This window comes from Corynebacterium sp. HMSC056F09 (genome assembly GCF_001815785.1).
In the GTDB taxonomy this organism is placed as follows: Bacteria; Actinomycetota; Actinomycetes; order Mycobacteriales; family Mycobacteriaceae; genus Corynebacterium; species Corynebacterium hiratae.
Genome location: NZ_KV821948.1, coordinates 154,304 through 168,119, shown reverse-complemented (window position 1 = coordinate 168,119; position 13,816 = coordinate 154,304). Strand labels below are relative to the sequence as shown.

The following is a 13,816-nucleotide window of genomic DNA, read 5'->3' as shown; positions in this document are numbered from 1 at the left end:
CTGTTCCGGTTGAGGTGACTTACCCGGATGGTTCTAAGGACAACGTTGATGTCACCGTCACCGTCACTAACCCTGATCCCGATGCGGATCCGGAATGGGGCGATGGTGAAGGAGAACCTGGCGACAAGGTCAAGGTCCCGAACACTGGCGGTGATGTGCCGGAAGGCTCTACGGTTGAGGTAGAGGGTCCGGGTAAGGTCGAGATCGACGATGAGGGCAATCTGATTGTCACTATCGATGAAGACGCTAAGCCTGGCGACAAGATCGTCATCGTTGTGAAGGATCCGGACGGTAACACGATCGATGAATCCACCGTGACGGTCAAGGAGAAGGAGGACAAGCCGTCCAAGCCGATTATTCCGGGTGGACCGACCTGGCCGATTGACCCGAACAAGCCGGGTGAGGACGATCCGTCTGAGACTCCGGAGGTCATCAAGCCGACGATTGATCCGGCTAAGGATGGTGACAAGGAGATCACTGGTACCGGTAAGCCTGGTACGGATCTCACCGTTACTGTCACGGACAAGGACGGCAAGAAGACCGAGAAGACTGTTACCGTCGGTGACGATGGTAAGTGGAAGGTCGTTGTTGACAAGGAGCTGAAGACTGGCGACAAGATTGTTGCCAAGGATAAGGATGGCAACGAGGCTGAGCGTGTCGTCACTGGCGATTCCAAGCCGGCTCCGAAGCCTGATGACTCCTCTGACTGGACTGGTTCTTCGAACCTGTCTGAGCGTTGCATCAACACCGGTCTGGGTATTGGTATCCCGCTGCTGTTCCTGATTCCGGTTGGTCTGGCTTCCCAGATGAATATTCCGGGTCTGTCGGAGTTTGTTGCTCCGATTAACAAGCAGATTCAGGATCTGAATACCCGTCTGCAGCAGCAGACCAACACCTTTAACGGCCCGTTGGCTGACCAGGTCAATGGTATTAATGCGCAGCTGAAGCGTTTCGGTGCTGATTACCAGCAGGCTGCTGGTGCTGTGGCTCTGATTGCTGCTGGTGCTCTGGCTATCGGCCTGTTGGCTGATGCGTGTGCACCGGGTGCTGACGAGGGTTCCTCCAAGTAGGAGAACCGTAGGATGTGTTTCCTCTAACAACACCGCTAAGGGAGGAGCGTTAACCTCCCACCCAACTTGAGAGCTGATGGAGTAGGGCATTGCTGCCGGGGTGTTGTGCCCCGGCAGCAAGACCTAGTCCATAACTTGATTGTGCTTATTTGATAATTCCGAAATACATGTCGTTATTTCATTAAGTCTTGGGTCGCCACCGAAGCTTTTCCTTTCCTTAAGCTGCGCGTGTGGAGGCTCATGGCCACTGGCATTTTGCTGGTGTGCAAGTACCCCGTCGCGTAGGTCAGAGGATGCGGCGGGGTACATTTTTGTTTTGACGTGACTTGGCGTCGTGTTCTGATGAAGCTGCTTTAGTCTTCGTCTGTCTCGGCTGTCAGTGCCCTGCTGGGTATGAGCTCTAATTCTCGTGCCACTGCTCCAAGCGCTCCAGTAGGATGCGGTCGGAATCCACCTTGGCCTCGTGGTTGGCTGCGATTGTGCCGCCCATCATTGCTTCCCAGGAGGGGCCGATGAGTTGGTCAATGCTCTCGTGGAAAAGGTGGCCGGCGCCTTTGTAGATGTGGGGCTCAAGATTCTCGTTTTGTGCGGCCAGAGCTTCCGCGGCCACGTCGCCTTGCCACATGGCGTCCGCGGTGCCGGCGAACAGAAGTCCGTTGCCTTTGAAATTGCTCAGGTCGATGACTGACTCGGCGCTGGCTGCAGCAGCGTCGGCCTCATAGCCGGCGCGGTAGGACACGGGCAGGCCAAGCGCGAAGCGGAGCATAACTTTGCCCATTTCTTTTCCTTGTAATTTCGCAAAAGGAACGGGCTCACCGTGCCAGGAGAAACTACTCGTGGAGCCGCTGCCGCGCTGGTAGGTGAGGCTGCCGTAGGTGTGATCCGCTGGCGTGTAGAGAACGATGTTGTCGATCTGCGGGTAGCGGGCGGCGAGATTGGCAGTAAGTTCCGCGCCTTTGGACGTACCGATAACAGTCAGCGGTGCGCTGCCGTTGCCGTGTTCCTCAGCGTAGGCGAAGACCTCGTCAAAGAACTCGAGTGGGACCTCGTCGATGAATTCCTTTTGCCCGGGCTTGCCAAAGAAGTACAAGGCGAGGACATCGTACCCGGCATCCCGTAGCATCCGTGCCTGTTCCACGTTGGCGCCGCCGTCCGAGCCGCCGAATACGATGACGGTGCCTGGGCGTGTCTGTGTAGATTGTTGTTCCTGTCCGGTGGCGATCGGCGTGAGGTGGAAGCCCTTCATGTAGCGGCCGTCAATTCTTGAAACGCCATCCTCTTTGAGAATGCGATCATCGCCACCTGCTGGTGGCTTGGGGGCAGCAAAGCGTCTGGAGTTGATGGAGCGGATTACCCAGACACCGGCGGCGGGGGGGGGCAGCGATGCACACAAGAGGTATGCCGATTGCTTTGGAGATGACTTTGATTGCGGGCATAGAGGGGCGAGCTCCTTTGTGATTGGCTTTCACTCCAGTTTACCGATGCTTTTGGCTGGTGAAGTGTTGCGAGATGGCTTGATGGAGTGCTGGTGGCATGGGGGAGTAGAGGGGCTGCAGTGTGCTGCTAGGTGGCCGGCTTGCTAAGCTGTCAGTGCTTTTGAGCGTGCTGTGCCAGCACTTTTTTGGGTGCTGCCGGCTGTATATAAAACATCAAATTAAACATCGTCACGGGTGCTTCCTCGTTCACACTGTGTTCTGCCTTTGAGGCTGTGCATGGGTGTTTCCGGAGGAGGCTGAGATGCCGCGGTGCAGCGGCGAACCGTCGAACCTGATCCGGATAATGCCGGCGAAAGGGAGGAATCATGAACTCTGTATCTCATAATGCGTCTATGCCTAGTGGCGCTGCTGGGTCTAGTGGCGCATCGGTGTCTGGTGGCGCTGCTGCTCCGCGCAGTTTGAATTGGCGCGTCGTCGACATCGTGGTGGCCTCCGTGCTGGGTGTGGCGTGCGGAATCGTGTTCCTAGCGTGGAACACGGTGGGCTATGCCTGGTTCCAGGCCATGGATGCGCTCACGCCAGGCCTGGGTGGCATTGCCACCGGCATTTGGCTTCTTGGTGGCGTCGTTGGCGGTTTGATTATCCGTAAGCCGGGTGCCGCACTCTACGTGGAGCTGCTGGCGGCCATTGTATCGGCGGTGCTGGGCTCCCAGTGGGGTATTAGTACGTTGTACTCCGGCATCGCGCAGGGCATTGGTGTGGAGATTGTGCTGGCCATCTTCCTCTACCGTCGCTTTAGCCTGGGCATTGCGATGCTCGGCGGCATGGCTGCTGGTTGGGGCGCGTTTGTGCTGGAGCTGTTTACCTCCGGAAACCTGGGCAAGACCCTGCAGTTCAACATCATCTACCTCGTCACGCTGAGCATCTCCGGCGCCATTCTGGCAGGAGCCGTGGGCTACATCGTGGTCAATGCGCTGGCGAAGACCGGTGCGCTGGACCGTTTTGCGGTCGGCCGCGAACAGCACAGTGCTTAAGCAAACGTTGCTTGTTGTGCGTTGCTTGCTGTGGGTGCTTGTTGATTGTTGATGCTGAGCATTGACTGGTAGCTGAAGTAATGGCTGGTGGCTGATTCTGATGGCTGATGTGGGTTCGGTAGAAGGGATGTCCGCGGGCGCGACGAAGCTTGTCGCGCGCGGCTATGGCTGGACGCATGCGGGGAGGCGTGCGCCGGCGCTGGCGGATATTGACTTGGTTATATCACCGGGGGAGAAGGTCCTGCTGTGCGGTGATTCCGGGTCCGGGAAGTCCACGCTGCTGGCAGCTATCGCGGGCGTGCTCGGCGGGGATGATGAGGGAACCCGGGTGGGGGAGATTCTTCTTGAGGATGCCTCTGGTCACATCGAGCCGCCCGGCCGGACGATTCCGGTAGGGCTGGTGCTGCAGGATCCAGACTCCCAGGTGATTGCCGCGCGCGTGGGCGATGACGTTGCCTTTGGCTGCGAGAATTTGGCCTATCCGCGCTCTGAGATTTGGCAGCGGGTAACTGCGGCGCTATCGATGGTGGGGCCCGCGGTGGACCTGTCTTTTCCCACGGAGCGTCTGTCCGGCGGGCAGAAGCAACGCTTGGCCCTAGCCGGTGTCATCGCGATGGGTGCGGGCATGGTGTTGCTCGATGAGCCGACCGCGAACTTGGACCCGGAGGGCGCGCGCGAGGTTATTGAGGCCGTGTCCACCATGGTGGAGCGCACCGGGGCCACCCTTATCGTGGTGGAACACCAGCACGCGGCGTGGAGGGGTGTGCTTGACCGCGCGATTGAGCTGAAGGATGGGCGCATCGTCGCCGACGGTCCCGTGGAGGCTGTTGTTGCTTCGCGCTCTATCAGCGGTTTGCCGCGGGCGCGGGATGCTGGCGGGACGTCGCCAAGCAGCACTGGAAGAGCACCCGAATCGGCGGCGCTGTGGAGCACGGACCTGGTCACCCGTTTCGGGCCGCCGCGCAGCTACGCGCTGCCCCGGGGGATGTCCACGGTGATTACCGGGCCGAATGGTGCGGGCAAGACCACGTGGCTGATGACGGTGGCGGGGTTGCTTCCAGCAGTGGCCGGGGAGATTGGTGTGGCAGAGTACGTGCGGCGGGGGCTGAAAGGCTCGCCGTTGACGTGGAAGTCCCGGGAATTGGCGGACCGCATTGGCTTCGTCTTCCAGAACCCCGAGCACCAATTCGTCGCCCGCACGGTGGCAGAGGAGCTGCGCGTGGCACCCCGTGTCATGCACCGCGAGGTGCCAGAGGGGCGCATCGCGGAACTCGTGGAGGCACTACGCCTGGGGCATGTGCTCAACGCCAATCCGTTTACGCTCTCCGGTGGGGAGAAGCGCCGGTTGTCGGTGGCCACTGCGTTGGTCACGGCGCCGGAGGTGCTGCTTCTCGACGAACCCACCTTCGGCCAAGACCCCCACACCTTCACCGAGTTGGTGTGGTTGCTGCGGCGCATGGCGGATGAGGGGACGACGATTGCGTCGGTGACCCACGATCCGTTGTTCATCTCCGCATTGGGTGACCACCGAGTGGAGGTGAGCCGTGGCTGAGACAACTACGTCGTCGGCGAACGCAGACGGCGCTGGTCGCGCCGATCGTGCTGGCCGTGCAGGTTTACTGCACGGCGTGAACCCGCTGACCCGAATTTTCCTCATGTTCGTGTGGGTGAGCCCGCTGTTGCTCTCCGTGGATTGGGTCTCTGCGGCAGTGTCCTTGGCCATGACTTTAGTTTTTGCGCCCCTGTGCGGGGTGTCGTGGCCGCGCCTGTTTAAAGCTGGCTGGTTCCTTTTTCTTATCGCTCCGTTGTCCGGCATTTCGATGCTGCTTTACGGCGCACCGGGCGGGCGGGAGTACTTCAGCTGGTGGCTGATCACGGTTACGGACAACTCGATGGAGCTGGCCATCGCCATTACGATGCGCGTGCTGGCGGTGGCGCTGCCCATGGTGGTGCTGGCGCGGGATATTGACCCGACGGAGTTGGGCGACGCCCTCTCGCAGATCCTCAAGCTACCTTCCCGCTTCGTCATCGGTGCGGTGGCCGGGGTGCGCATGATGACGTTGTTCAAATCCGATTGGCAGTACCTGGCCATGGCGCGGCGCGCGCGTGGGCTGACCGACGAGGGCCGCATCAAGCACCTCATCACCATGTCCTTCGGGCTCTTGGTGCTAGCCCTGCGGCGCGGGGGCAAGCTGGCCACGGCGATGGAGGCGCGCGGTTTCGGGCGAACCCCACCGGGCGGTGGGCAACGCACATGGGCGCGGCCGTCCCGCCTTGCCAGCAGAGACTGGCTGGTGATGGTGGTGGGAACGGGCCTTGCGGCGCTTCCGGTGGTAGTTTCGGTTCTCAGTGGGTCCTGGAGATTCTTCGGACTCTAGGACGACTCTCTCAAAGCTGCACGCTAGACGTACCCAGAAGTGGTGAAGAAATACATGCAGGACGCGGACCGCACGGCCGACCAGGACAGTGGTAAGGACACTGCCCAGACGCACGCCGCCGAGATGGATCGGCTCTTGGCCGATGTGGTGGCGCTCGCCGCGTCGCGCAAGCGCCCGATGCGCCCAGTCACCGTGCTTATCGACGGCCCTTCGGGCGCCGGCAAGACCTGGGCTTCTGCAGCGCTGGCTGAGCGTACCGGGTGGCGGGTAGTCCACCTTGACGAGTTCTACCCCGGCTGGCATGGGCTGCAAGAGGGTTCAGAGATGGTTTCAGAGCAAGTGCTGCGGGAGAATAACCCGGGCTATTGGCGCTGGGACTGGGATGCCAACGCGCCGAAGGACTGGGCGAGCCTGGATGAGCGCGATGATCTGATCGTCGAAGGAGTTGGTTCTGTCACCGAGGCCACCGTGGCCGCCGCCAAAGAGCGCGGCTCCGTGGTGACGGTGCGTATCGACGGGCCACGCGAGAAGCGCCGCGAGCGCGCCCTGGAGCGCGACCCTGGCTATGAAGAGTGGTTTGAAACCTGGGAGCGGCAGGAAAAAGAGCACTTCGCCGAGCGCGCGGTGGAGGCGGACTTAACCTGGGAGTGGCACTAGCGGTTGGGGATTTGGGCAGATCAAAGGGGTGGTGGTAGTCTGTCCAAGGTTTCATCTTTATAGGAGATGAAAAGTCTGATCGGTATCTCAACCATCCGCTGGGAGAGATTCGTTCTGGACATGCGGAAGGGCCCCGGAGAAGAGCCCCTATTTTTGCATGTTTGGACGTGTGAAAGCGGTCAGTTCAAGCCGAAGTCATAGAGAAAGACTAGATTTATGCCAACTATTCAGCAGCTGGTCCGCAAGGGCCGCCACGACAAGAAGGCCAAGGTTGCTACGGCCGCCCTGAAGGGCTCCCCGCAGCGCCGTGGCGTGTGCACCCGCGTGTACACCACCACCCCGAAGAAGCCGAACTCGGCTCTGCGTAAGGTTGCCCGTGTGCGCCTGACCTCCGGTATCGAGGTTTCCGCCTACATTCCGGGCGAGGGCCACAACCTGCAGGAGCACTCCATGGTGCTCGTCCGCGGTGGTCGTGTGAAGGACCTCCCGGGTGTTCGCTACAAGATTATCCGCGGCGCACTGGATACCCAGGGCGTGAAGGACCGTAAGCAGGCTCGTTCCCGCTACGGCGCAAAGAAGGGACAGTAATCAACAATGCGTAAGAATGCTGCACCGAAGCGTCCTGTAGTTAAGGACCCGGTTTACAACTCCGAGCAGGTCACCATGCTCGTGAACAAGATCCTGCGTGACGGCAAGAAGTCCACCGCTGAGCGCATTGTGTACGGCGCTCTCGAGGTCTGCCGTGAGAAGACCGGTACCGACCCGGTCGGCACCCTGGAGAAGGCCCTGGGCAACATTCGCCCGGACCTCGAGGTTCGCTCCCGTCGTGTGGGCGGCGCTACCTACCAGGTTCCGGTTGAGGTTAAGCCGGCACGTGCCAACACCCTGGCTCTGCGTTGGCTGGTTACCTTTACCCGTCAGCGTCGTGAGAACTCCATGATCGAGCGTCTCGCAAACGAGATCCTCGATGCATCCAACGGCCTGGGTGCTTCCGTGAAGCGCCGTGAGGATACTCACAAGATGGCTGAGGCTAACCGCGCCTTCGCTCACTACCGCTGGTAATCCCTCCGGTATAACCCGCCACATGGCATCATGGCTCGAACAGCGATATTATCGTTTACCTGCGCTGACACTGCGTGTTCTCGCTCCCCTTGGCGGAGCGCTCCACGCTAAACAGTGCGGAACCTAAACTTGAATAGCGTTGTTCGGGCCATTTTTATGGCGTGGGCTCCACGTCTCACGCTGACGTAGAAGCCCAGACGTGGCAAAATAGACCAAGACCTATCCATGAAGACGTCACCTATGTTTCGTCAGTGCATAACTGGCGTCGGCGTCGACGACAATTAAGTTGGGGTATTAACTGTGGCACAAGAAGTGCTTAAGGATCTGAACAAGGTCCGCAACATCGGCATCATGGCGCACATCGATGCGGGTAAGACCACTACCACCGAGCGCATCCTCTTCTACACCGGTATTAACCGCAAGGTCGGTGAGACCCACGATGGTGGCGCCACCACTGACTGGATGGAGCAGGAGAAGGAGCGCGGCATCACCATTACGTCCGCTGCTGTGACCTGTTTCTGGAACAACAACCAGATCAACATCATTGACACCCCGGGCCACGTGGACTTCACCGTTGAGGTTGAGCGCTCCCTGCGTGTTCTCGACGGCGCTGTTGCTGTCTTCGACGGCAAGGAAGGTGTGGAGCCGCAGTCCGAGCAGGTGTGGCGCCAGGCTGCTAAGTACGACGTCCCTCGTATCTGCTTCGTCAACAAGATGGACAAGATGGGCGCGGACTTCTACTTCACCGTCCAGACCATCATTGATCGCCTCGGCGCTAAGCCGTTGGTCATGCAGCTGCCGATCGGTGCTGAAGATGACTTCGATGGCGTCGTCGACCTGATCAACATGAAGGCGCTGACCTGGCGCGGCAAGGTAGAAACCGGAACCGAAGCCACTATCGAGGAGATCCCTGCCGAGTTGCAGGAGAAGGCTGAAGAGTACCGCGAGAAGCTGCTCGAGACCGTCGCTGAGTCCGACGAAGAGCTCATGGAGAAGTACTTCGGCGGCGAAGAGCTGACCATTGAGGAAATCAAGGGCGCTATCCGCAAGCTGACCGTGAGCTCCGAGATCTACCCGGTCCTCTGCGGTACCGCTTACCGCAACAAGGGTGTCCAGCCGCTGCTCGACGCTATTGTTGACTACCTCCCGAACCCGCTGGACATCGGCGAGGTCAACGGCACCTCCCTCGACGGTGAGGAGACCCTGACTCGTAAGCCTTCCGTCCAGGAGCCGTTCTCCGCACTGGCCTTCAAGATTGCCGTGCACCCGTTCTTCGGCAAGCTCACCTACGTGCGTGTCTACTCCGGCCAGGCTATCCCGGGCGAGCAGATGCTCAACTCCACCAAGAACAAGAAGGAGCGCGTGGGCAAGCTCTTCCAGATGCACGCGAACAAGGAGAACCCGGTCGAGCACGCCGACGCCGGTAACATCTACGCGTTCATCGGCCTGAAGGAAACCACCACCGGTGACACCCTGTGTAACCCGGACAACCCGATCATCCTTGAGTCCATGGACTTCCCGGATCCGGTTATCCAGGTTGCTATTGAGCCGAAGACCAAGGCTGACCAGGAGAAGCTGGGTACCGCTATCCAGAAGCTCGCTGAAGAGGACCCGACCTTCACCGTTCACCTCGACGAGGAGTCCGGCCAGACCGTTATCGGCGGTATGGGCGAGTTGCACCTCGACGTTCTGGTTGACCGCATGAAGCGCGAGTTCAAGGTTGAGGCCAACATCGGTAACCCGCAGGTTGCTTACCGCGAGACCATCCGCAAGAAGGTCGAGTCCCTGGAATACACCCACAAGAAGCAGACCGGTGGTTCTGGCCAGTTCGCAAAGGTCATCGTTACCATCGAGCCGTACAACCCGGAGCCGGAAGAGCTGGAAGAGGGCGAGTCCGCAACCTACAAGTTCGAGAACTCCGTCACCGGTGGCCGCGTTCCGAAGGAGTACATCCCGTCCGTCGACGCTGGTATCCAGGACGCCATGCAGTACGGCTTCGTCGCTGGCTTCCCGCTGGTGAACATCAAGGCCACCCTCGAGGATGGCGCTTACCACGACGTTGACTCCTCTGAGATGGCCTTCAAGCTCGCCGGCTCCCAGGTCCTTAAGGAGGCCGTCGCTAAGGCTAAGCCGGTTCTGCTGGAGCCGATCATGGCCGTTGAGGTTGTGACCCCGGAGGAGTACATGGGTACCGTCAACGGTGACATCTCCTCCCGTCGTGGCCAGGTCTTCGCTATGGAAGACCGCTCCGGCGCCAAGGTCGTCAAGGCTAAGGTTCCGCTGTCCGAGATGTTCGGCTACATCGGTGACCTGCGTTCTTCCACCGCTGGCCGTGCAAACTTCACCATGGTCTTCGACTCCTACGCTGAGGTTCCGTCCTCCGTGGCACAGGAGATCATCGAGGAGCGCACCGGCGCCAAGGCCTAACTTTTAGGCCCCTGCCGCAAAGGCGTACATGCGGGGCTGGTAGTCTTCGCCAGTGGAAGACCAGTTCCGCGCCTTGGGGTAGCGGTCGGCTGAGCGCACACGCTTGATGTGGGTTGAGCCGGCCGTTACCCTCCCAGGATCCGTTAATTTGATTCTTGTCGAGGGTCAACGTCCGCACGTGTTGGGCGGGGTTACCTCCTATTTAGGCAGTTTGAAAAAACTGCGGCATAAATCTAGGATCGTGTAACTGGCACGTAAGAAAGCGTCATTAGCGCTTATGAGCTTCGGCTCGAAGTGCCAATGGCAATACAAACCACGTGGCTGCGAAATACGTAGCCGCCATAGAGTCCAGGAGGACAAACAGTGGCAAAGGAGAAGTTCGAGCGTACGAAGCCGCATGTGAACATCGGCACCATCGGACACGTCGACCACGGCAAGACCACCACCACCGCAGCGATCACCAAGGTTCTGGCTGACGCTTACCCGGAGGAGAACACCGCTTTCGCCTTCGACATGATCGATAAGGCTCCTGAGGAGAAGGAGCGCGGTATTACCATCAACATCTCCCACGTTGAGTACTCCACCCCGAAGCGCCACTACGCACACGTGGACGCCCCGGGCCACGCCGACTACATCAAGAACATGATTACCGGTGCTGCTCAGATGGACGGCGCTATCCTGGTTGTTGCTGCAACCGATGGCCCGATGCCGCAGACCCGCGAGCACGTTCTGCTGGCTCGCCAGGTTGGCGTTCCGTACATCCTCGTTGCACTGAACAAGTGTGACATGGTTGACGATGAGGAAATCATCGAGCTCGTCGAGATGGAGATCCGTGAGCTGCTCGCTGAGCAGGACTACGATGAGGAAGCTCCGATCGTTCACATTTCCGCTCTGAAGGCTCTTGAGGGCGACGAGAAGTGGGTACAGTCTGTTATCGACCTGATGCAGGCTTGCGATGACTCCATCCCGGATCCGGTCCGCGAGCTGGACAAGCCGTTCCTGATGCCGATCGAGGACATCTTCACCATTACCGGCCGCGGTACCGTTGTTACCGGCCGTGTTGAGCGTGGCTCCCTGAACGTCAACGAGGACATCGAGATCATCGGCATCAAGGAGAAGTCGATGTCCACCACCGTTACCGGTATCGAGATGTTCCGCAAGATGATGGACTACACCGAGGCTGGCGACAACTGTGGTCTGCTTCTGCGTGGTACCAAGCGTGAAGAGGTTGAGCGTGGCCAGGTTTGCATCAAGCCGGGCGCTTACACCCCGCACACCAAGTTCGAGGGTTCCGTCTACGTCCTGAAGAAGGAAGAGGGCGGCCGCCACACCCCATTCATGGACAACTACCGTCCGCAGTTCTACTTCCGCACCACCGACGTTACCGGCGTCGTCAAGCTGCCTGAGGGCACCGAGATGGTTATGCCGGGCGACAACGTTGAGATGTCCGTAGAGCTCATCCAGCCGGTCGCTATGGACGAGGGCCTGCGCTTCGCTATCCGTGAGGGCTCCCGTACCGTCGGCGCTGGCCGCGTTACCAAGATCCTGGGCTAATTCTTGCTAGGGCTTAAGGCCCTTCCTGATTAGCAGGTCTGTGAGCCGCTCAATCCCTGATGGGGTTGGGCGGCTTTGGTGATCGTGGGCCTACTAGGCTTGAGAGTTATGTTCGACCCAACCCGCATTGACCGCACCCTCGCCGCACTGCGCGCCGCGTGGGAAGGCCAACCGGACCTTCCCCTGGGAACCTTGTTTGGCATGTTGGCGGCGGAGGGCTACGGCTGGGGCGTGCCTGACGACGAACTCACCGCGCGGCTGGAGGCGATGGCGGCTGTGCATCCCCCGCTTGTGCCTCTCGACGCCAATCTCGTCACCGAGGGCCTCTGGCTCGTCGTTACGCCCACACACCGCGTGACGCTAGCTCCTACGGCTGCCGCCTCTCGCAGTGTGGAGCAGCGCCGACAGGCGACGTCCGTGGCGGTGGTAAGGCCGGTATCCAAGGAGGGCCAGCGTGGCCAGCCGGTGGCGTGGACGGTGTCAGCCCTCCGGCCCGTTGGGCCAGGACGACCGCTCGTGATTGCCGATGCCGAAGGCTTCGAGCATCGGTTTGGTGTCGTTGAATCCGTTACGCGGTTGCGAGAAGACCATCGCAACCTGACCGGTCTTAAGCGGCGCAGCGTGGGGGACCGAGTGTGGTTCATCCGTACCGATTCCGAAACCATCATCCTTGACCATGGCCTCCACATCGTGGAGCGCAAGAACCGGGCGCTTATCCGTACCGACTTCTCATGGCACACTATCGAGGCCGGGGAAGTCGGGGAACCGCTTCGCGTCCACCTTTCCCGGGGCACGCTGCACACCTTTGGGCGTATCCAGGAGGTCATTCTCGCTGAATCCGCGCCTTGGAACGAGTCCGCCTCGCCTTACTAGCGAGGCCCTGTTCAGCCCGCCGAAATCCTCGCGACGCTCGTAACCCGCTAGGTCTTCTGCACTTCTCGAGCAGATAGCCGCTAGCACGCTGTTCCGCGCGTTAGATTGCCCGATGTCTCCGTCAACCTTCATTCGGTTGGCGGGTGTCGCTCTTTAAGGGCTTAACTCCACCCCCAGCGGGGAGCGCCTGAATCATGGTCAGGGATCGCCGATATGCCCGTCAGCATGGCTTTGACTGACGGGTTTTCTATCTATCGGGAGCGCCTTTGTTGCAGGTTACCGGCGCTTTTACTCTTTTGTGTTTGGTGGCTGAGTGTTAGCTGCTGTCGGGTGGTGGGTCCGGTGGCTGGGCTGGCGCTGTGGCTGCTTTTTCGGCGTTGAGTCTGGCGACTGCTTCTTGGTATTCGGGCATTGCGGTGATTGGTGTACCCCACGGTGGGATGAAGCTGACTCCGGTGTTGAGCCGGTACATGTAGCCGCGCCTGGTAGGCCTTTGTGGGTCATCGTCGTTAATACCGTTGTGGTAGGCGCACAAAAACGTCAGGTTCTTAATGTTGGTGTAGCCACCAGCCTGCCAAGGGATGAGGTGATGGATTTGGCAGTAGTCGGCTGGTTTATTGCAGCCAGGGCGTGAGCAGGTGTGGAATTCCGCGTGCAGGGTGAGGCGTTGGTTGAAGTTTGCTCCGCGTTCTAGCCGCCAGGTGTTGATGGGTCCTTCGATGGGGTGCACGATGGTGGCGTAACCGATTTCGGCAAACTTGTGGGTGAGGAATTCTGCCCCTGTCATGCGCGCGCCGTTGGTGAGGTTGAGCTCTATTTCGTCCCCGTCACCGTTAATGATCTGGTCCAACTCGTTCAGTGTGACGATGACTTGGGTGCGCACCGCTGGCTTAGTGCCGGTGGTTTGGTTGAAGAAGACGTCGTTGGCGGCTTGTAGAAGGTCGGTGTTGTTGGTGGATTCTAGGACTGCGCGCATGTTGGCAATGGTGGTGGCATCGTCAGTAATGGAGAGCGTGTTAGGGCCTTGCTCTCGGTAGGTGATGCGCACACCGGGTTTGGCGGTTCTTTTACGCTTGAGTTCTTTAAGCCGTGCTGTGGCAACGGTGGGGATGTGGTGTGCGGGTGTGGCGGCGAGTTTGGCTCGGAGGTTCCACGCATCCAAGGTCTTCTTTACTTTTGAAACATAGGTTTCAATCAGTGTGAGGGTGCCCAAGCTGTGGCGTTGGGCAAGGGCGGCTGCACGTGCTTTCTTTTGCTTGCCGGTGTAGCGGGTGGGTCCGAAGTACACCTGGTGTAGGCCTGCGAGTTCGGTGGCGTCGGCTGGG

Annotated in this window: 12 protein-coding genes and 1 riboswitch; of the genes, 10 read left to right on the top strand and 2 right to left on the bottom strand. The window is 59.8% G+C overall.

The window, feature by feature from the left end:
• On the top strand, window positions 1–1,070 hold a 1,070-nt coding region (locus tag HMPREF3056_RS13525), incomplete at its 5' end, for an Ig-like domain-containing protein (RefSeq protein WP_246822507.1).
• A gap of 400 nt (window positions 1,071–1,470) precedes the next feature.
• Here HMPREF3056_RS13525 and HMPREF3056_RS09765 read toward each other — a convergent pair.
• Window positions 1,471–2,316: an acyl-CoA thioester hydrolase/BAAT C-terminal domain-containing protein gene (locus HMPREF3056_RS09765; protein ID WP_083317807.1), complete on the bottom strand. Its 846-nt coding sequence runs from the start codon at window positions 2,314–2,316 to the stop codon at window positions 1,471–1,473.
• 456 nt (window positions 2,317–2,772) lie between these two features.
• Window positions 2,773–2,883, top strand: a riboswitch (TPP riboswitch).
• 15 nt (window positions 2,884–2,898) lie between these two features.
• On the opposite strand from HMPREF3056_RS09765, the gene HMPREF3056_RS09760 reads away from it, so the two are divergent.
• From HMPREF3056_RS09760 to HMPREF3056_RS09720, 9 genes are all read left to right on the top strand, one after another.
• On the top strand, window positions 2,899–3,540 hold the full coding sequence (locus HMPREF3056_RS09760) for an ECF transporter S component (RefSeq protein WP_070754661.1): 642 nt from the start codon (window positions 2,899–2,901) through the stop codon (window positions 3,538–3,540).
• 100 nt (window positions 3,541–3,640) lie between these two features.
• Window positions 3,641–5,092 carry an ABC transporter ATP-binding protein gene (locus tag HMPREF3056_RS09755; protein ID WP_070754660.1) on the top strand — a complete coding sequence of 484 codons (1,452 nt, stop codon included), beginning with the start codon at window positions 3,641–3,643 and terminating at the stop codon, window positions 5,090–5,092.
• Between the two features lie 103 nt (window positions 5,093–5,195).
• Complete coding sequence (locus HMPREF3056_RS09750) at window positions 5,196–5,918, top strand: energy-coupling factor transporter transmembrane component T family protein (RefSeq protein WP_049157369.1); 723 nt, start codon at window positions 5,196–5,198, stop codon at window positions 5,916–5,918.
• Between the two features lie 54 nt (window positions 5,919–5,972).
• On the top strand, window positions 5,973–6,575 hold the full coding sequence (locus HMPREF3056_RS09745) for a nucleoside/nucleotide kinase family protein (protein WP_070754659.1): 603 nt from the start codon (window positions 5,973–5,975) through the stop codon (window positions 6,573–6,575).
• A gap of 216 nt (window positions 6,576–6,791) precedes the next feature.
• Window positions 6,792–7,163 (top strand): 30S ribosomal protein S12, encoded by a 372-nt coding sequence (gene rpsL, locus HMPREF3056_RS09740; RefSeq protein ID WP_005286791.1) that lies wholly within the window; start codon window positions 6,792–6,794, stop codon window positions 7,161–7,163.
• Between the two features lie 6 nt (window positions 7,164–7,169).
• Window positions 7,170–7,637 (top strand): 30S ribosomal protein S7, encoded by a 468-nt coding sequence (rpsG, locus tag HMPREF3056_RS09735; protein WP_046648491.1) that lies wholly within the window; start codon window positions 7,170–7,172, stop codon window positions 7,635–7,637.
• Window positions 7,638–7,937: 300 nt separating this feature from the next.
• Entirely contained in the window at window positions 7,938–10,064 is a 2,127-nt protein-coding gene (gene fusA / locus HMPREF3056_RS09730; protein WP_046648490.1) for an elongation factor G, read from the top strand.
• 363 nt (window positions 10,065–10,427) lie between these two features.
• Complete coding sequence (tuf, locus tag HMPREF3056_RS09725) at window positions 10,428–11,618, top strand: elongation factor Tu (protein ID WP_046648489.1); 1,191 nt, start codon at window positions 10,428–10,430, stop codon at window positions 11,616–11,618.
• A 108-nt stretch (window positions 11,619–11,726) separates the two neighbouring features.
• Window positions 11,727–12,491: a hypothetical protein gene (locus tag HMPREF3056_RS09720; RefSeq protein ID WP_070547328.1), complete on the top strand. Its 765-nt coding sequence runs from the start codon at window positions 11,727–11,729 to the stop codon at window positions 12,489–12,491.
• Window positions 12,492–12,807: 316 nt separating this feature from the next.
• Here HMPREF3056_RS09720 and HMPREF3056_RS09715 read toward each other — a convergent pair.
• Window positions 12,808–13,816, bottom strand: a 1,009-nt coding sequence (locus HMPREF3056_RS09715) for an HNH endonuclease signature motif containing protein (protein WP_070754658.1), incomplete at its 5' end; no start/stop codon positions are given.